The following is a 16,991-nucleotide window of genomic DNA, read 5'->3' as shown; positions in this document are numbered from 1 at the left end:
TTGAATTCGGAGTAATTAAGCAATTATTCCACAGGTCTTTTAGCCTAAAAATTAAGACAAATTATGGATACCAGACAACTAGAAATCACAGAAATTATAAAGCGAGATTATGAAACAAGCCCATTTGTTTTAAATAAAATTTCTAATGCTGTAGAAAAAGCGATGATGTCTGTTGGTAATGGTACCAAAGAAGATGCAAATGCTATCGCCGTAAAGGTATTGCAAGAATTATTAGACAGAAAAGCTAATGATTATAAATACGTACCGACTGTAGAAGAAGTACAGGATCTTGTTGAAGTTAAATTAATGGACAGTGCATTTCTGGATGTTGCTAAAGCGTATATTTTATACAGAGATGAACAAGCCAGAAATAGAAAGACAAATATTTTTGAAAAACGCATTAACCTAAAACCCTATGAATATCCTGCGCTTAACGAATATGTAGATGCAATTAGACATTCGTATTGGATTCATTCAGAATTTAACTTTACCAGCGATATTCAAGATTTTAAAACCAGACTTACCATTGTTGAGCAAAATGCTATAAAAAATACAATGCTTGCAATTTCGCAAATCGAAGTTGCAGTAAAATCATTTTGGGGAGACATTTACCATAAAATGCCAAAACCAGAAATTGGATCTGTAGGCGCAACATTTGCTGAGAGTGAAGTACGTCATCACGATGCTTATTCTCATTTATTAGAAATTCTTGGGCTTAATAATGAGTTTAAAAGATTAAAGAAGAATCCTGTAATAATGAGACGTGTTCATTATTTAGAAACCGCTTTAAAAAATGCAAAAAGTGATGATAACAAAGAATATGCAGAATCTATTTTATTGTTCTCACTCTTTATAGAACACGTGTCTTTGTTTTCACAATTTTTAATCATAATGGCCTTTAATAAACATAAGAATATGCTTAAAGGTATTTCTAATGTCGTTGAAGCAACTTCTAAAGAAGAGCAAATTCACGGGGATTTTGGTATTGACATTATTAAAATCATTAAAGACGAAAATCCAACATGGTTTGGCGAAGAATACAATACCATTGTTAAGGTAATGTGTGAAGAAGCCTTTGATTCTGAAAGTAGAATCATTGATTGGATTTTTGAAGCAGGTGAATTAGACTTCCTCCCTAAAAATGTAATAAACGAGTTTATAAAAAACAGATTCAATAATTCCCTTGAAAGCATCGGCATTGAAAAAATATTTGACATTGACGAGAGCTTAATAGAGCAGACCGAATGGTTTGATGATGAAATCATTGGCACTAAGCACGGAGATTTCTTTGTAAAACGCTCTATCAACTATAGCAAAAGAACTAAAAGTATAACTAGCGACGACTTATTTTAAACCATGAACGACAAAACTAACTTAGACCTCGAAAACAAAGTAGTAAACCCTCAAACTACAACAACTTCACCTCACGATGAATTAATTAAAGCCCGAAAAGAAGCCATTAAAGAGGCAAAAACAGAGCCCGAAATTAAATGGTTAACAGACCATAGTCGCAAATTTTTATCCTCTGGTTATCTTACAGAAGGTACTACTCCCGAAGCAAGAATTAGAGAAATTGCCAATAATGCAGAACGTATCCTAAAGATTGACGGTTTTGCAGATAAATTCTATGGTTATATGGCTGAAGGCTTTTACTCTTTAGCGTCACCTGTATGGTCTAATTTTGGTAAAAAACGTGGTTTACCAATCAGTTGTTTTGGTTCTCACATTTCTGATGATATGGGAGATATTCTCTACACGCAATCAGAAGTTGGTATGATGTCTAAGCTAGGTGGTGGAACCTCTGGTTATTTTGGTAAGCTTCGTCATAGAGGTGCACCAGTTAAAAATAATGGTGAGTCTTCAGGTGCTGTACATATTATGCAATTGTTTGAAAAAATGGTTGATGTTGTAAGCCAGGGATCTGTAAGACGTGGTCGTTTTTCCCCATACCTACCCATTGAACATAATGATATACACGAATTTTTAGAAATCGGTACTGAAGGTAATCCAATACAGGAGTTAACACATGGGGTTACAGTTGGTAATGAGTGGATGCAAGAAATGATCGATGGTGACACAGACAAAAGAGCGATTTGGGCAAAAGTATTACAACGAAGAGGCGAAATAGGATATCCTTATATCTTCTTTAAGGATAATGCTAATAATGCTGCACCAGAAGTGTACCAAGAAAACAAACACGAAATCTATGCAAGTAATTTGTGCTCAGAGATCATGTTACCAACTAACGACAGATGGTCTTTTGTATGTGTATTGTCTTCTATCAATTTATTACACTACGATAAGTGGAAGAATACAGATGCTGTTGAAACTATGATCTATTTCTTAGATGCCGTTTTAGAAGAATTTGTAACGAAGCTAGAAGTGTATAGAGATTCCCCAGATCGTGATGATCAACAAACATTCTTGTTTATGGAGAAAGCTTATAATTTCGCTAAAGAAAACAGAGCTTTAGGCATGGGAGCTTTAGGATGGCACTCATTATTACAGTCTAAGATGTTACCATTTGATAGTCAGGAAGCGTTTAACCTTAACAGTGAAATCTTTAAGACAATAAAAGAAAAATCCGTTAAAGCATCTGAAGAGTTAGCAGAGAAATTTGGTGAGCCAGAAGTGTTAAAAGGGTACGGAAGACGTAATACTACGTTAAATGCGGTAGCACCTACAACATCATCTGCATTTATTTTAGGGCAAGTATCACAAGGTATTGAGCCAATCTGGTCTAACAGTTATGTTAAGGATATCGCAAAAATAAAAACAACAATTAAAAATCCATTTTTAAAAGCACTTTTGAAAGAAAAAGGCATGGATACGGTTGAAGTTTGGAAGAGCATACGTGATTACGATGGTTCTGTACAGCACTTAGAAGGACTTACTGACCTCGAAAAAGATGTCTTTAAAACCTATTCTGAAATTGATCAAATGACCCTTATTTATCAAGCGGCAAATAGGCAAAATCATATTGATCAGGGACAGTCATTAAATATTATGGTACACCCAGATATGCCTGTTAAGGACATTAATAAAATTTACGTTACGGCTTGGCAATTAGGAGTAAAGTCCTTGTACTACCAACACAGTATGAATGCTGCACAGAAATTTAAGCAGAAAAAGGAATGTACGAGTTGCGAAGGGTAAACAAATACCTTTGAAAAAAGCTTCTCAATAAATTAAAAAAGCATCTCATTTCTGAGATGCTTTTTTTTAATTCTCAACCAAAGTATCCGTACCTAAATACTTATCATCTTTATTATAATACCACACTCTAACCTTAGGCATTTTTATATTATTAATTAAAGCTTCACCTGACAGCAAAATATACTCTCCAGAATCTGGTTTTTCCTTACCATTTTTATCCGTTTTAAAAAACTGATAAACTTCCATAGCATAGGTTTTGGGGTTAAAATAAAAATACCAAACATCGCTACCAACAGCTTCATCATAAGTCACTTTTAACACCAGATATTCTTTGCCTTTAAAAGTTTTATACTCAACCTTATCACTGAGATTTGTACCAGAATCTTTTAGTTTCATTGGTAGACCATAGAGGTAGGTATAATAATTCTTGTATAGTATAGCTCTCTCACAAGACATTTTCTTTTTTTTGGCAGAAGTACTATCTAAGTTTTTACCATTTAAAACCATACTGCACTTCCCTTTTGATATGGTGTAAACTGTTGTGGTTGTGTCTTTAGTAGCTCTAACTGCAAAATGTTCATTCGGTAAATCAATCCTAATGATACTCGTTCGTTTTGGTGAATTGGGTGTAGTCATTTCTACAGTAAATTGCGCTTTAAATTTTGACCAATTATCATTTGGGTCATGATATTCTATAGCTTTTTCAAGTAATTGCTCTGCAGAAATATTCTGGGATATACAAAGAAGCGAGAAGCAGAAAAATAAAATGGCAATAATTGATTTCATAAATGATTTTTGTTTTCTACAAATTACAACATTTATAAAAAGTAAAAAGCACTCAATGCCGAACTATACGGGAGAGTGCTTTTTTTTCACCTCTATAAAAATAATGGATCAATTAATTTGCCTCCATTAAAGCAAAGAATTTATCAATATTTGGCATTAGTATAATGCGCGTTCTTCTGTTTTTAGAACGGTTTTCTCTGGTGTTGTTTTCAACCAAAGGCTGGTAACTACTACGACCAGATGCAATTAGTTTTGCAGGATCTACATTGTATTTGTTCTGTAGTTTTCTAACTACAGATGTTGCTCTTAATACACTCAAATCCCAATTGTCTTTAATCTTTTCTGTATTAATACTTCTAGAGTCTGTATGACCTTCGACCATAACATCTATACTCTCTTCAGAATTAATAACATCTGCCAATTTTTGAAGGATATTATTAGCCTTACTGCTAATTCTATAACTACCCGTATTAAATAACATCTTGTCCGAAATTGAAATCATCACCACAGTCTCGTTAATGTTTACAGCAATATCTTCATCTTCATTTAAATCTGAAGTATCCATAGTTTTTTCAAGATTATACTGAACTGCTATGTTCATAGAATCTTTTAGAGTTTTGGCTTCAGCTAATTTTGCAGGATCCACATTTTCTAAAGTTGCCAACATTTTACGTTTGCTTTCATTAGAAATTACAGTACCATCTGCATTAACATCTAGTTTAATGTCGTTTTCAATTTTAAGACCTTCCACATCTTCATTTAATGAGCTAATCTTATCATTGTATCTATCTACACGTGCCTGAATTTTAGCAAATTTGTTTTCTAAGTCTTCTTTTTCGACTTGGGTTTTGGTTAGTTGACTTTTAATTTCACCATTCTCTTGTTCCAGGGCTAAGTATTTCTTTTTTGAAACACAAGAACTCAAAAGAATTGTTGCCACTAAAAGGATTGAAATTTTTTTCATGTCTAAGTTTTTAGGTTAATTTATTCAATACACTTACATATACGACCAAATACATTTTTTGGATGTTGAAAAGCATGTTTTTATAAAAAAAGTGATCTAAAACGTACGTTTTAGATCACCTCTAACTGAAATTTTCTGGCTAATTAAGGGCGATTTATTAGTATAGTTTTTTAATTACATTAGTAACAATTCCCCAAATCATAAAATTATTATCCTCAGTTATTTTTATAATTGGGTAATCTGGGTTCTCTGGTTGAAGCCAAACTTCTCCATCGGATACTCTAAGGCGTTTTACAGTAAACTCACCATCTAAAAAGCATACCGCAATTTTATTATTTTCTGGTTCTAAACTTCTATCGATAACTAATAAATCATTATCATCTAATCCAGCACCAATCATAGATTGCCCACTTACTCGAGCATAAAATGTAGCTTCTTTATTTTTAACTAACTCATCGTCTAAAGACAAGCGTTGTTCTTTAAAATCATCTGCTGGCGACGGAAAACCTGCCGGAATTCTGGTATCAAAGAAATTCGCTCCAGCGTCTTCAATATATTCTGGAATAAAAAAAGTTAAGTTATTCGATTTATGTACTATCATATTTTTCTGTTTTCTTCTATTAAGAAAAGTTTTTGTAACCAACACTGAATGCCGTCAAAGTACGCCAATTTATTAAATAGTTTCTACATTTATTTTACGACAATGATATCTTTTATATTTGTCGTATATCTGGGCGAAAGGCGCTCTTGTCGCATTTTCCAGGTCCGTTCTAAATCTTGACTCCCTAATTTAATTTTATCGCTTTTGTATTTTTTATTAATGTCATCAATGGCAGACATTAAAGGCTTGTGCTTAGGGTCTTCTTTATAAAACATATCTAACTGATAATTATCTGTAGGCACTAAACCTGCAACGATAACCCCTGCCCTTTTATACTTAACACCTGCTTTGTAAATAGATTTTACAGCATTAACAGCTGCTCTGCTAATTAATAATGATGAGTCTGTAGGATACGGAAAGCTCACTATTTTACTTGCACGATGTTGCTCCTCTTCTTTTTTATGTCTGTTACTACTCAATGTTACAATAACCATATGGCAACTAGAACCTTGTTTTCGTAATTTCTCAGCACAACTTGTTGCAAAAGTAGAAACGCGTTCTTTTATGTAATTGATATCATCATAAGTATAATCGAAACTTCGGGTTGTAGCTATAGCACGTTTTTGAGTGGGTTCGTCTAGTTTAATTTTTGAAACACCTTCTAAATCTTTTTTAAGTTTCCACTCCGTGATTGAAAATGTTTTTCTAACCCATTCATCCGATAACTGTGTAAAATCATAGGCTGTCTTACAACCTCTAGCTTTTAATCGTTTTTGTAAGCCTCGTCCAATGCCCCAAACACTTTCTAGTTTTATCCATTTTAAAGCTTTAATTCTACGTTCTTCAGAGTCTATAACATACGATCCTTTTGTTTCTTCAGGAAATTTCCTTGCAATCTTATTGGCAACTTTACTTAATGCTTTAGTTGGTGCTATGCCAACACAGGTTGGGATACCGGTCCACTTAAGGATACGTTCTCTAATTTGATCTCCGTAGTCTTCAAAATCATACGCATCAAAACCTTTAAACTGAAGAAAAGCTTCATCTATACTATAAACCTCCACATCTGGTGTAAACTGCTCAAGTATTTTCATTACACGACTGCTCATATCACCATATAATGGATAATTTGATGATAGTACTTTAATGTTATTTACTTTGCAAAACCCCTCCCACTTAAAAATGGGAGCACCAAATGGTAGTTCTAAGGCTTTTGCTTCATCGCTCATAGAAATAACGCAGCCATCATTATTACTAAGAATAGCAACTGGCTGGCCTTCTAAATTAGGATTAAAAGCGCGCTCACAAGACGCATAAAAATTATTACAATCTACTAAAGCATACATAAATGTAAAGATACAAAAGACCTCTCAGGTTTTAACTATCTTTGATTAATGCTACCAAAAAAACTAGATAATAAACTCAAAAAACGAAAAGCAAATAACGCTTTTAGACAATTAGGTTCAGAATCAGATCTAATCGATTTCTCGTCAAACGATTATTTAGGGTTTTCTACCCTAGAACCTATTTTTGATAAAGCGCATCAGTACATCTTAAACCATAGCTTAAAACTAAATGGTGCTACTGGTTCTCGGCTACTATCTGGCAATCATTCTCTCTATAGTAAAGTTGAAAATCAAATCGCGCAAACCCATAACTCAGAAGCGGCTTTGATCTTCAATTCGGGGTATGATGCCAATATTGGCTTATTATCATCAATACCTCAACGTGGTGACCTAATTCTGTTTGATGAATTAGTACATGCATCCATAAGAGACGGCATTACTATGAGTAATGCTAAATCTTATAAGTATAAACATAATGATTTAGAGGATTTAGATAAGATACTGAAACGAGTTCAACATAAAAATGAAGAGATTTATATAATAACAGAATCGGCCTTCTCAATGGATGGAGATTCGCCAGACATTCAAAAACTTGTACAGCTATGCAAAAATAATAGCGCACATCTTATTATTGACGAAGCTCATGCTATAGGTGTTTTCAATAAAGGTTTGGTGCAACAATTGAGATTAGAGAATGATGTTTTTGCCAGAATTATAACTTTCGGAAAAGCTTTAGGCTGCCATGGAGCAACAATATTAGGTTCGCAACACTTAAAAGATTATCTCATTAATTTTTCGCGTTCTTTTATATACACCACAGCTCTACCACCACATACATTGGCTACGATTAAAACAGCATACGATGAGCTTATCATTCAAGGCGAATGCGAAGAATCTCAAATGCAAAAACTCAAAGAAAATATTGCTTTTTTTAAATCTGAAACTTCTAATCTACAGCTTCAGGAACTATTCATTAAAAGTGATTCTGCAATCCATTGCTGTATTGTACCTGGAAATGAAGAAGTAAAAACCTTAGCACAACATCTTCAAAACAAAGGCTTTGATGTAAAACCAATTTTGTCACCAACTGTTCCTGTAGGAAAAGAACGATTACGATTTTGTTTACATAGTTATAATTCTAAAGCCGAAATAACAAATGTGTTAGAACATCTTGCTATTTTTGTTAAAAAATAAATGAGGGATAATTACACCATTTTAGCTGTTTTTGAATATTCAACAGAGGCACAACTCATCAAATCCAAGTTAGATTCTGAGGGAGTTCAAACAATGTTAATGGATGAAAAAACTATTGACTCCGACCCTTTAATTAGCCAAGCAATTGGAGGTGTGAAATTACTAGTTCACAACGATGATCTGGACAAAGCAGTAAAGATTTACAACGATGTAAGAACTTATATTAAAGACGATAATGGAAATGAAATGGTCTGTCCTAAATGCTCATCTAATAGAATTCTGATTGCTGATCTTGAAAGAAAAAATTTATTTTTTATGTTGTTTCCGTTCTTTGAAAGCAAAAAGTATATCTGCAATGATTGTAAAACAATCTTTAAATGAAAACATATTTTGTAACCGGAATCTCGACAGACGTTGGCAAAACTATAGCTTCAGCAATTTTAGTTGAAGCTTTAAATGCAGACTACTTTAAGCCAGTACAAGCTGGTGATCTTGATAATAGCGACACACATAAAGTAAAACGCTTAGTTTCAAATTCTACATCTGTTTTTCACCCAAATAGTTATGCTTTAAAAACACCGATGAGTCCTCATGGAGCAGCGGATATCGATGGATTGAAAATTGATATTAACAATATAAAACGTCCAAAAACTGACCATCATTTAGTTATTGAAGGAGCTGGAGGGCTGATGGTACCATTAAACGACTCTATAACCATTTTAGATATCATCCAACCCGATGATAAAGTTATAGTACTGTCTCGCCATTATTTAGGCAGCATTAATCATACCCTTTTAACTATTAATACTTTAAAAGAAAAAGGATTTGATGTTGCATTGATTTATAGTGGTGATGAACACAAATCAACAGAATCTATTATCGAAAAAATGACTGGAGTGAATGTGATAGGTAGAATAAATGACGAACCTTACTTTGATCAAAATGTGGTTAAGGAATATGCCAAAAAGTTTAAAGATAAGTTATGAATTTAAAGCAACGCGATAAAAAACACCTTTGGCACCCACTAAAACAACATCAGTTACAGCCAGAAAGTATTGCAATTGTAAAAGCAAAAGGTTGTATCCTAACTGATGAAGACGGTAACGAATATATCGATGCTATTTCCTCATGGTACACGTGTATGTTTGGTCATTGCAACGATTATATAATTGACAAGGCCTATAAACAAATGCAGCAGCTAGACCAAGTAATGTTTAGTGATTTTACACACGAACCTGCTATTAAACTCTCTGAAGAACTTATAAAAATATTACCTAAAGGACAGAGCAAGGTTTTCTTTAATGATAATGGTTCTACAGCAGTTGAAGCTGGTATCAAAATGGCATTGCAGTACTATTTTAACAAGGGTGAAAAACGATCTACATTTCTTGCTTTTGAGAATGGATTTCACGGAGACACCTTTGGTGCTATGAGTGTATCTGGCCTATCCGTTTATAATGGTCCTTTCGAAAACTTTTTAATTGAGGTAAAACGTATTCCTACACCTAATGGCACAAACCATGAAGATATTCTCAACCAATTGCAAAGCTTTGTTTCTAATTGCGATATCGCAGGATTTATATATGAACCTATAATACAAGGGGCTGCTGGCATGACAATCCATGATGCAGATGGGCTAAATGAAATTCTGAATTTTTGTAAAAAGAATAATATCTTAACCTTAGCAGACGAGGTAATGACAGGTTTTGGAAAAACCGGTAAATATTTTGCTTCAGATTATATAGAAACAAAGCCAGATATTATATGTTTAAGCAAAGCTTTAACAGCAGGATTAGTGCCTATGGCAATAACGTCTTGCACTCAAAATATCTATAACGCATTTTTGAGTAATGAAATGGCAAAAGGTTTTTTTCATTGCCATACCTATTCCGGGAATCCCATAGCCTGTTCTGCCGCAATTGCAGCAATAGAACTATTGCAAACCGAAGACATACAAAATAACATAAAACGAATTATTAAATCTCATCAAGTATTTAATGACCATATAAAAACACATCCTAAAGTAAAATCTACACGACAAATAGGTGTTATTTTTGCCTTAGACTTAAACACTAAAGTGCAACGTTATGGTGATTTACGCGACAAATTGTTAAAATTCTTTATGGATAGAGGCGTCTTTTTAAGACCTCTTGGTAATACCATTTATATCCAAGTTCCTTATGTGATTTCTAAAAAAGAGCTTCAGGTAGTATATCAAGTCATTGAAGAAGCTTTAGAGATTGTCTAATGGCACTTCAATATTTGTATCTAATAAATCAATAGCTTCTGTTTCACCATCAATTTTCACATAAAGTAAATGGTATGCCCATTCATCGTTTATTTTTTCAGCATCGACAATAATACTACCTTCATCTTTAGGTCCTTTTATTGGTATAGTTAATTCTACTGTAGTAGATCCATTTGAATATTTGTAGCTTGTGTTTCCCATACCATTGGTCTCAATTGGCGTACCTAAAAATTCAATAACTTGTTCATTCTTTACAGCCTTATCATAGGCATATGTATAAGGCTCTGACTCCTTTATAGTATCTGAAACTTTATAAATTAAGCCACCAATAACCACAACTGCTACTACTATAAACATTAGGCAGCCACCTCCAAGCAGCCATCCCCAGTTACGACCAAACCAACTCTTCTTTCTATAGTCTTCCATATTGTTCTATTAATTTATTATGTAAGTAAGTCAAAATAAGTTTATGTTACAATTTAATAATAAATAGTGACCGTTGGTTTTTAAAATAGGGTTTAAGTACTACTTTTGCTGTAAACATTATTTCTATTGAATCAGCCCATTTCTATAACTGCGATTTCATCTATTTCTCCTCTAGGTTTCACAAAGGAAACGATCTGGAAAAACTATATCTCTAAATCTCATTTTTTTAGTAAGAAAGATGAAAATTTAGTAGCTAAATTATCTGTTGAAGCAAAACAAGAAATTGAAAATCTAAGACATTCCAATGCCAAGTATAAGCAACTTGATGATTCGGTTTTGTATGGAATTTTTGCAGCCAGAGCAGTAATTAAAAATGCTGGGTGGTCTGCAAACGATAATTTTGGAATCAACATAGGATCCTCAAGAGGAGCAACTACTTTATTCGAAAACTATTTTCAGGGGTTTTTAGATAACAAAAAAGCGGAAACATTAAGTTCTCCAACAACAACCTTAGGTAATATATCCTCATGGATTGCACACGATTTACAAACTAAAGGTCCCGAAATTTCACATTCTATAACATGCTCTACAGCTTTGCACGCTATGCTTAATGGTGTGGCCTGGCTAAACGCTGGCATGTGCGAAAAATTTTTAGTTGGTGGTAGCGAAGCCCCATTAACATCTTTTACCATTGCACAAATGCAAGCATTAAAGATTTATGCAAAACGAGATAATCATTTTCCATGCAAAGCTTTAGACTTTAATAAAACAGAAAATACAATGATTCTAAGTGAAGCAGCTGCACTTGCTTGCTTAGAAAAAGGGAGATCTAAAGATGCATTAGCCTATATAGAAGGTTTTGGTTATGGCACAGAATTATTAGAACATAACGCATCACTTTCAACAAATGCCGATTGTTTTCAACGCTCAATGGCAATGGCATTAAAAGATTCAAATCCAGATGATATTGATATTATAATAACACATACACCAGGTACCATAAAAGGAGATTTAGCAGAATATAATGCGATTAAAAAGATTTTTTGTAACAAAATTCCTGCTCTAACTACTAATAAAATACAAGTTGGTCATAGTCTAGGAGCTTCCGGATTACTCAGTGTAGAAATGGCCATACTTATGCTTAACCATCAAACATTTATTGACATTCCTTACTTGGAGCAATCGCATCCAAAAAAGATTTCAAAAATTATGATAAATGCCGTCGGCTTTGGTGGTAATGCAGTGTCAGTAATACTTTCAAAATAGGTAGAAAACTCTATTCTGAATGTATAAAAATTGTTTAACCTTTAATTCTTTATGATTATGCTAGAGTGGTTTTCAAACTTAGCGTTTCTATCTAAATTATACTGGTCAATAGCCTTAGTTGGTTCTTTGATATTTATTATCATAATGATAATGGCATTTGTTGGTGGTGATGCAGATGACATTGGAGATGTTGATTCTGATATCGACTCGGATGCTGGTGCAGGTTTTCAATTTATTTCCTTCAAAAATTTAGTAGGCTTTTTTACCATTTTTGGATGGAGTGGTATAGCATGTATCGATGCTGGTCTGTCAAAACCCTTAACAATTATCGTGTCTGTAGTTTGCGGATTATTAATGATGGTTATTATGGCTTCATTGTTTTATTTTATCAGTAAGCTCAGCGATAGTGGTACTCTAAATTACAAAAATGCGTTAGATGCCGTAGGCGAGGTCTATCTGACAATTGGTGCAGATCGCTCAAGTATGGGAAAAGTAAGTGTTAATGTTCAAGGTACAGTACGTGAACTCGACGCACTTACAGACGCATTAACCGAACTAAAATCCGGAACCATAATAAAAGTCGTCGATGTGACTTCAAACGGAATTCTTATTGTAGACCGAACACGAAAACCTATTGAACCTTCACAATCAAAACCTGATGAGCTTCAAACGGGTGAAACTCATTTATTAGATAATGAATAAAATTAATTACTAACCATAAAAAATCATAGTCCTATGAACTTACTTATTCAAGAAAACATAAATATGGATGGCTTTGGTGGACCAATGCTACTCATTTTCGTCGCTCTATTTATTGTACTAACACTTGTTCTTTTAATTAAACGTTATAAGCGCTGTCCTTCGGACCGTATACTTGTAGTTTATGGAAAAGTTGGTGGTGGTAAATCCGCTAAATGTATTCATGGCGGTGCAGCTTTTATTATACCTGTTATTCAAGATTATGAATATTTAGATTTAACACCGATTTCAATAGAAGTTAATCTGGTAAATGCATTATCAAAGCAAAATATCCGTGTTAATGTACCTTCGCGTTTTACTATTGGTGTCTCTACCGAACCAGGCGTAATGCAAAATGCAGCAGAACGTTTATTAGGTCTTGGTTTACAAGACATACAAGAATTAGCAAAAGAAATCATCTTCGGACAATTACGTTTAGTAGTAGCCTCAATGGATATTGAAGAGATTAATTCTGATAGAGATAAGTTTTTAAGCAATATTTCACAATCTGTTGAATCTGAATTAAAGAAAGTTGGTCTAAAATTAATCAATGTAAACATTACAGATATTGTTGATGAATCTGGCTATATTGAAGCGCTTGGTAAAGAAGCTGCAGCCCATGCAATTAACGCGGCTCGTAAATCTGTTGCAGAAAAAACCAGAGATGGATCCATTGGAGAAGCTAATGCTGTGCAAGATGAAAGAACTCAAGTTGCTGCCGCAAATGCACAAGCTGTTGAAGGTGAAAACGCAGCAAAAATTTCAGTTGCAAACTCAGATTCATTACGTCGTCAAAGAGAAGCTGAAGCTGAGCGCGTGGCTATAGCTGCTGAAAAAGTACAATCTGCAAAAGCTTTAGAAGAGTCTTATGCTGCTGAGCAACAAGCTGAAGCTGCCAGAGCCGAGCGTGAGCGTTCTTCTCAAATGGCCGATGTTATTGTACCTGCTGAAATTGATAAACGAAAGGTTGAAATTGATGCTGAAGCCGAAGCTGAGCGCATCAGAAGAAAAGCAAAAGGTGAAGCAGACGCTATACTATTTAAAGCTCAAGCTGAAGCAAAAGGACTTTATGAAGTCTTAACAAAACAGGCTGCTGGTTTAGATGAAATTGTAAAGGCTGCTGGTAACAGTTCTAAAGATGCAGTATTATTATTAATTGCAGATAAACTACCAGAACTGGTTAAAACTCAAGCTGAAGCTATTAAGAACATTAAGATCGATAAAGTCACTGTTTGGGAAAATGGAGGTAATAAAGATGGGAAATCTTCAACTTCAAACTTTATCTCTGGAATGTATAAATCGGTCCCGCCTTTACAAGAAATGTTTAATATGGCTGGTATGGATTTGCCAGAGTATTTAAAAGGCAAAGACAAAAAGGAAATTGAAGCAGATGATGCAGAAATTGAAAAGTCTGAAGACAAATAAATAAAATGAAAATTCCACTTTTAAAAGTGGAATTTTCTATTTTTACCACATAATCATTTTCTATGAGCGAAGTAAGACACAACTGGACCAAAGAAGAAATTCTAGACATATATAATAAACCCTTAATGGAACTGCTTTACAAAGCAGCAACAATTCACAGACAGCACCACGATCCTAATACAGTTCAGGTGTCTACCTTATTGTCTATTAAAACAGGTGGATGCCCAGAAGATTGTGGCTACTGCCCTCAAGCGGCTCGTTATCACACAGATATAGAGGGTAATGATCTAATGACTGTTCAGCAGGTAAAAGCTCAAGCCTTACGTGCAAAATCTTCGGGAAGCTCACGAGTATGCATGGGTGCAGCATGGAGAAATGTAAAAGATGGACCAGAATTTGATCAGGTTTTAGAAATGGTACGCACCATCAACAAACTCGATATGGAAGTGTGTTGTACACTTGGTATGGTTACCGAAAATCAAGCAAAACGTCTTGCTGAAGCAGGCTTATATGCTTACAACCATAATTTAGATTCTTCTGAAGAGTATTATAAAGAAGTAATCTCTACACGTGGATTCGAAGACCGTTTAGAAACCATAGATAATGTTCGTAAAACAAATGTAACCGTATGTTCTGGTGGCATTATTGGTATGGGTGAAAAAGAAGAAGACAGAGCAGGAATGTTAGTGGCACTAACCACTTTAAATCCACAGCCAGAATCTGTACCTATTAATGCTTTAGTAGCAGTTGACGGTACACCTTTGGAAGATCAAGAACCTGTGTCTATCTGGGACATGGTACGTATGGTCGCAACAACACGCATTGTGTTGCCAGAAACCCAAGTACGATTGAGCGCAGGAAGAACACAAATGACGCGCGAAGGTCAAGCACTATGCTTCTTTGCAGGAGCTAATTCTATTTTTGCAGGTGACAAACTCTTAACAACTCCAAACCCAGATGTTAATGAGGATATGGAGATGTTTAAGCTTCTGGGATTAAACCCTCAAAAGCCTTTCATTAAAAAAATGCAACCACAAACCGTTGAAGCAGAAAACTCTCAATTTAAACCCTTAGGTGAAAAACCAAAATGGTCACGGCCAGATCATAAAATTGAGCGTAACGAAGAAGCCAAACAAAAAGCTAAAGCTTTAAAGTAATTCTAATTAACAATAAGTAAATTTTAGTAACGTTTTATTAACTTTGACTTACTAAACGTTTGAATATTGCAATTAAATCTTCAAGATATACCTCGTGTTGAATCCATCACGAAAACCGATTTTATAAAGCATTACTTTAAACCACAGAAGCCTGTGGTCATTGAGCGTTTTATAGAAGATTGGCCTGCATACTCTAAATGGAGCTTAGACTACATGAAAGAAGTTGCTGGTGACAAAATGGTTCCGCTTTACGATGATAGGCCAGTAGACTACAAAGATGGTTTTAATGAAGCTCATGCTACGATGAAAATGAGTGATTATGTAGACTTACTAAAACGAGAGCCTACAAAATTCAGGATTTTTCTTTGGAATATTTTAAAAGAAGTACCTCAACTTCAGAAAGATTTCAGTTATCCAGACTTTGGCTTAAAGCTCATGAAAGGCTTACCGATGCTATTTTTTGGAGGAACGGACTCTTATACATTTATGCACTACGACATAGACTTAGCTAATATTTTTCATTTTCATTTCGAAGGTAAAAAACAGTGTATCTTGTTCGATCAAAAGCAGAATAAATATTTATATAAAGTTCCTCATTCTTTAATTACCAGAGAGGATATTGACTTTGCCAATCCAGATTTTGAGAAATGGCCTGCACTCAAACATGCTAAAGGCTGGATTTGCGATTTAAAGCATGGTGAAATATTATATATGCCAGAAGGTTATTGGCATTACATGCGATATATTACCCCTGGGTTCTCTATGAGTTTAAGAGCTATTGCAAGAAATCCCAAAAATCTAAGTAAGGCACTTTATAATGTCTTTTTAATGCGTAATTACGATAATCTTATGCGTCGAATTAAAGGACAAAAGTGGATAGATTGGAAAAACGAAAGAGCCATCAAAAACACAAACCGTTTCGTCTAATCTTCGTTTTCAAATACTGTTAAAACAGGAATCTAAAATTTGTATATTTGCCCACATTTTTAAAAAATTTAATATGAAAAAAATTGTATTAATAGTAGCTATACTAGCTTTTAGTTATAGCCATTCACAAGTTTTTGAAGGTAAAGGAGATCAAAAATTTCAGATAGGTGCAAACTTTCAGGATGAAGCCACAGGTATCAATATCACTTATGATTATGGTTTAGGTGATAATATTTCTGTTGGCGTATCTTCATCATACGCTTTGGGCATTGATGACCGCTTAGATGCAGATTTTGGTGATCGTTTTGATTTAAAAGCAAGATTTAATGCTAATATTGGAAACGTATTAAATATTGATGAAAATTTTGATTTTTACCCTGGTCTTAGCCTAAGTTTAAAGAATTTTGGTGGTCATATTGGTGCACGTTACTTCTTTTCGGATGGATTCGGTATATATACTGAAGCTGCCTTTCCATTAGCAAAGTATAGTGATGATAAATCTGATGTAGGTTATTATCTATATAATCAGTTTACACTTAATATTGGAGCTTCCTTTAATTTATAAATCTAAAAACGATATATTTTCTAAAAGCGTTTTTTATACTTATTCTATTGTTACACTTTTTAAAAAATGTATTTCATCGTGTTTTTTAAACACTTTATGATACCAAAGTGCATTTCATCGAAAAATTCTACCTTTTGTCATTTATTTATTATTACTTGTTATAAGTTTTAGATCCCCTTATAACTAGCCCTA

General features: G+C 34.1%; 17 protein-coding genes. 12 read left to right on the top strand and 5 right to left on the bottom strand.

All coding sequences use genetic code 11. The annotated features are described in order from the left end of the window. Positions 1 to 63: 63 nt before the first annotated feature. Both Q0912_RS04610 and Q0912_RS04605 read left to right on the top strand, forming a co-directional pair. Complete coding sequence (locus Q0912_RS04610) at positions 64 to 1,353, top strand: ribonucleotide-diphosphate reductase subunit beta (RefSeq protein WP_299112520.1); 1,290 nt, start codon at positions 64 to 66, stop codon at positions 1,351 to 1,353. A 3-nt stretch (positions 1,354 to 1,356) separates the two neighbouring features. Continuing rightward, positions 1,357 to 3,156, top strand: coding sequence for a ribonucleoside-diphosphate reductase subunit alpha (locus Q0912_RS04605; protein WP_299112518.1), 1,800 nt, complete (start codon positions 1,357 to 1,359; stop codon positions 3,154 to 3,156). A 66-nt stretch (positions 3,157 to 3,222) separates the two neighbouring features. Here the strand turns inward: Q0912_RS04605 and Q0912_RS04600 are convergent, their stop codons facing one another. From Q0912_RS04600 to Q0912_RS04585, 4 genes are all read right to left on the bottom strand, one after another. Next, entirely contained in the window at positions 3,223 to 3,942 is a 720-nt protein-coding gene (locus Q0912_RS04600) for a DUF6503 family protein (protein WP_299112516.1), read from the bottom strand. A 112-nt stretch (positions 3,943 to 4,054) separates the two neighbouring features. Then, complete coding sequence (locus tag Q0912_RS04595) at positions 4,055 to 4,906, bottom strand: OmpA family protein (protein ID WP_299112514.1); 852 nt, start codon at positions 4,904 to 4,906, stop codon at positions 4,055 to 4,057. Positions 4,907 to 5,063: 157 nt separating this feature from the next. Next, the gene (gene umuD / locus Q0912_RS04590) at positions 5,064 to 5,507 is read right to left on the bottom strand and encodes a translesion error-prone DNA polymerase V autoproteolytic subunit (protein ID WP_299112512.1); all 444 of its coding nucleotides are present in this window, start codon (positions 5,505 to 5,507) and stop codon (positions 5,064 to 5,066) included. 89 nt (positions 5,508 to 5,596) lie between these two features. After that, complete coding sequence (locus Q0912_RS04585; RefSeq protein WP_299112509.1) at positions 5,597 to 6,853, bottom strand: Y-family DNA polymerase; 1,257 nt, start codon at positions 6,851 to 6,853, stop codon at positions 5,597 to 5,599. 48 nt (positions 6,854 to 6,901) lie between these two features. Here Q0912_RS04585 and Q0912_RS04580 point away from each other — a divergent pair, with 48 nt between their 5' ends. From Q0912_RS04580 to bioA, 4 genes are read left to right on the top strand one after another with little or no spacing between them, the layout of a single operon-like run. After that, the gene (locus tag Q0912_RS04580; protein WP_299112506.1) at positions 6,902 to 8,047 is read left to right on the top strand and encodes a pyridoxal phosphate-dependent aminotransferase family protein; all 1,146 of its coding nucleotides are present in this window, start codon (positions 6,902 to 6,904) and stop codon (positions 8,045 to 8,047) included. Further along, a complete protein-coding gene (locus Q0912_RS04575) occupies positions 8,048 to 8,428 on the top strand; it encodes a DUF2007 domain-containing protein (protein WP_299112503.1) in 381 nt (126 codons plus the stop codon). Further along, on the top strand, positions 8,425 to 9,033 hold the full coding sequence (gene bioD, locus Q0912_RS04570; RefSeq protein ID WP_299112500.1) for a dethiobiotin synthase: 609 nt from the start codon (positions 8,425 to 8,427) through the stop codon (positions 9,031 to 9,033). Before Q0912_RS04575 ends, bioD begins: the two co-directional genes overlap by 4 nt. After that, entirely contained in the window at positions 9,030 to 10,295 is a 1,266-nt protein-coding gene (bioA, locus tag Q0912_RS04565; protein ID WP_299112498.1) for an adenosylmethionine--8-amino-7-oxononanoate transaminase, read from the top strand. Before bioD ends, bioA begins: the two co-directional genes overlap by 4 nt. Here the strand turns inward: bioA and Q0912_RS04560 are convergent. Further along, complete coding sequence (locus tag Q0912_RS04560; RefSeq protein ID WP_299112496.1) at positions 10,281 to 10,721, bottom strand: cytochrome c oxidase assembly factor Coa1 family protein; 441 nt, start codon at positions 10,719 to 10,721, stop codon at positions 10,281 to 10,283. The genes bioA and Q0912_RS04560 overlap by 15 nt on opposite strands. Positions 10,722 to 10,847: 126 nt before the next feature. Between Q0912_RS04560 and Q0912_RS04555 the strand changes: the two genes are divergently transcribed. The 6 genes from Q0912_RS04555 to Q0912_RS04530 all read left to right on the top strand — a co-directional run bounded on the left by Q0912_RS04555 (position 10,848) and on the right by Q0912_RS04530 (position 16,799). Then, the gene (locus tag Q0912_RS04555) at positions 10,848 to 11,987 is read left to right on the top strand and encodes a beta-ketoacyl synthase N-terminal-like domain-containing protein (protein WP_299112494.1); all 1,140 of its coding nucleotides are present in this window, start codon (positions 10,848 to 10,850) and stop codon (positions 11,985 to 11,987) included. Positions 11,988 to 12,044: 57 nt separating this feature from the next. Continuing rightward, the gene (locus Q0912_RS04550; protein ID WP_299112491.1) at positions 12,045 to 12,689 is read left to right on the top strand and encodes a hypothetical protein; all 645 of its coding nucleotides are present in this window, start codon (positions 12,045 to 12,047) and stop codon (positions 12,687 to 12,689) included. A gap of 33 nt (positions 12,690 to 12,722) precedes the next feature. After that, positions 12,723 to 14,150, top strand: a complete 1,428-nt coding sequence (locus Q0912_RS04545) for a flotillin family protein (protein WP_299112488.1) — start codon at positions 12,723 to 12,725, stop codon at positions 14,148 to 14,150. Positions 14,151 to 14,212: 62 nt separating this feature from the next. Continuing rightward, a complete protein-coding gene (gene bioB / locus Q0912_RS04540) occupies positions 14,213 to 15,307 on the top strand; it encodes a biotin synthase BioB (protein ID WP_299112485.1) in 1,095 nt (364 codons plus the stop codon). A gap of 66 nt (positions 15,308 to 15,373) precedes the next feature. Then, the gene (locus Q0912_RS04535; RefSeq protein ID WP_299112483.1) at positions 15,374 to 16,234 is read left to right on the top strand and encodes a cupin-like domain-containing protein; all 861 of its coding nucleotides are present in this window, start codon (positions 15,374 to 15,376) and stop codon (positions 16,232 to 16,234) included. A 73-nt stretch (positions 16,235 to 16,307) separates the two neighbouring features. Then, entirely contained in the window at positions 16,308 to 16,799 is a 492-nt protein-coding gene (locus Q0912_RS04530) for a DUF6646 family protein (RefSeq protein WP_299112481.1), read from the top strand. Positions 16,800 to 16,991 lie beyond the last annotated feature (192 nt).

It is taken from the genome of uncultured Winogradskyella sp. (genome assembly GCF_947498345.1).
Classification (GTDB): domain Bacteria; phylum Bacteroidota; class Bacteroidia; order Flavobacteriales; family Flavobacteriaceae; genus Winogradskyella.
This window is presented reverse-complemented; position numbering and strand designations above follow the sequence as displayed.

Bases quoted from the DNA above. Each gene is read 5' to 3' on its own strand.
- Q0912_RS04575 (WP_299112503.1), top strand. From the start codon at position 8,048: ATGAGGGATAATTACACCATTTTAGCTGTTTTTGAATATTCAACAGAG.
- Q0912_RS04580 (WP_299112506.1), top strand. From the start codon at position 6,902: ATGCTACCAAAAAAACTAGATAATAAACTCAAAAAACGAAAAGCAAAT.
- Q0912_RS04585 (WP_299112509.1), bottom strand. From the start codon at position 6,853: ATGTATGCTTTAGTAGATTGTAATAATTTTTATGCGTCTTGTGAGCGC.
- Q0912_RS04595 (WP_299112514.1), bottom strand. From the start codon at position 4,906: ATGAAAAAAATTTCAATCCTTTTAGTGGCAACAATTCTTTTGAGTTCT.
- bioD (WP_299112500.1), top strand. From the start codon at position 8,425: ATGAAAACATATTTTGTAACCGGAATCTCGACAGACGTTGGCAAAACT.
- umuD (WP_299112512.1), bottom strand. From the start codon at position 5,507: ATGATAGTACATAAATCGAATAACTTAACTTTTTTTATTCCAGAATAT.
- bioB (WP_299112485.1), top strand. From the start codon at position 14,213: ATGAGCGAAGTAAGACACAACTGGACCAAAGAAGAAATTCTAGACATA.
- Q0912_RS04550 (WP_299112491.1), top strand. From the start codon at position 12,045: ATGCTAGAGTGGTTTTCAAACTTAGCGTTTCTATCTAAATTATACTGG.
- Q0912_RS04600 (WP_299112516.1), bottom strand. From the start codon at position 3,942: ATGAAATCAATTATTGCCATTTTATTTTTCTGCTTCTCGCTTCTTTGT.
- Q0912_RS04530 (WP_299112481.1), top strand. From the start codon at position 16,308: ATGAAAAAAATTGTATTAATAGTAGCTATACTAGCTTTTAGTTATAGC.
- Q0912_RS04545 (WP_299112488.1), top strand. From the start codon at position 12,723: ATGAACTTACTTATTCAAGAAAACATAAATATGGATGGCTTTGGTGGA.
- Q0912_RS04605 (WP_299112518.1), top strand. From the start codon at position 1,357: ATGAACGACAAAACTAACTTAGACCTCGAAAACAAAGTAGTAAACCCT.
- Q0912_RS04610 (WP_299112520.1), top strand. From the start codon at position 64: ATGGATACCAGACAACTAGAAATCACAGAAATTATAAAGCGAGATTAT.
- bioA (WP_299112498.1), top strand. From the start codon at position 9,030: ATGAATTTAAAGCAACGCGATAAAAAACACCTTTGGCACCCACTAAAA.
- Q0912_RS04560 (WP_299112496.1), bottom strand. From the start codon at position 10,721: ATGGAAGACTATAGAAAGAAGAGTTGGTTTGGTCGTAACTGGGGATGG.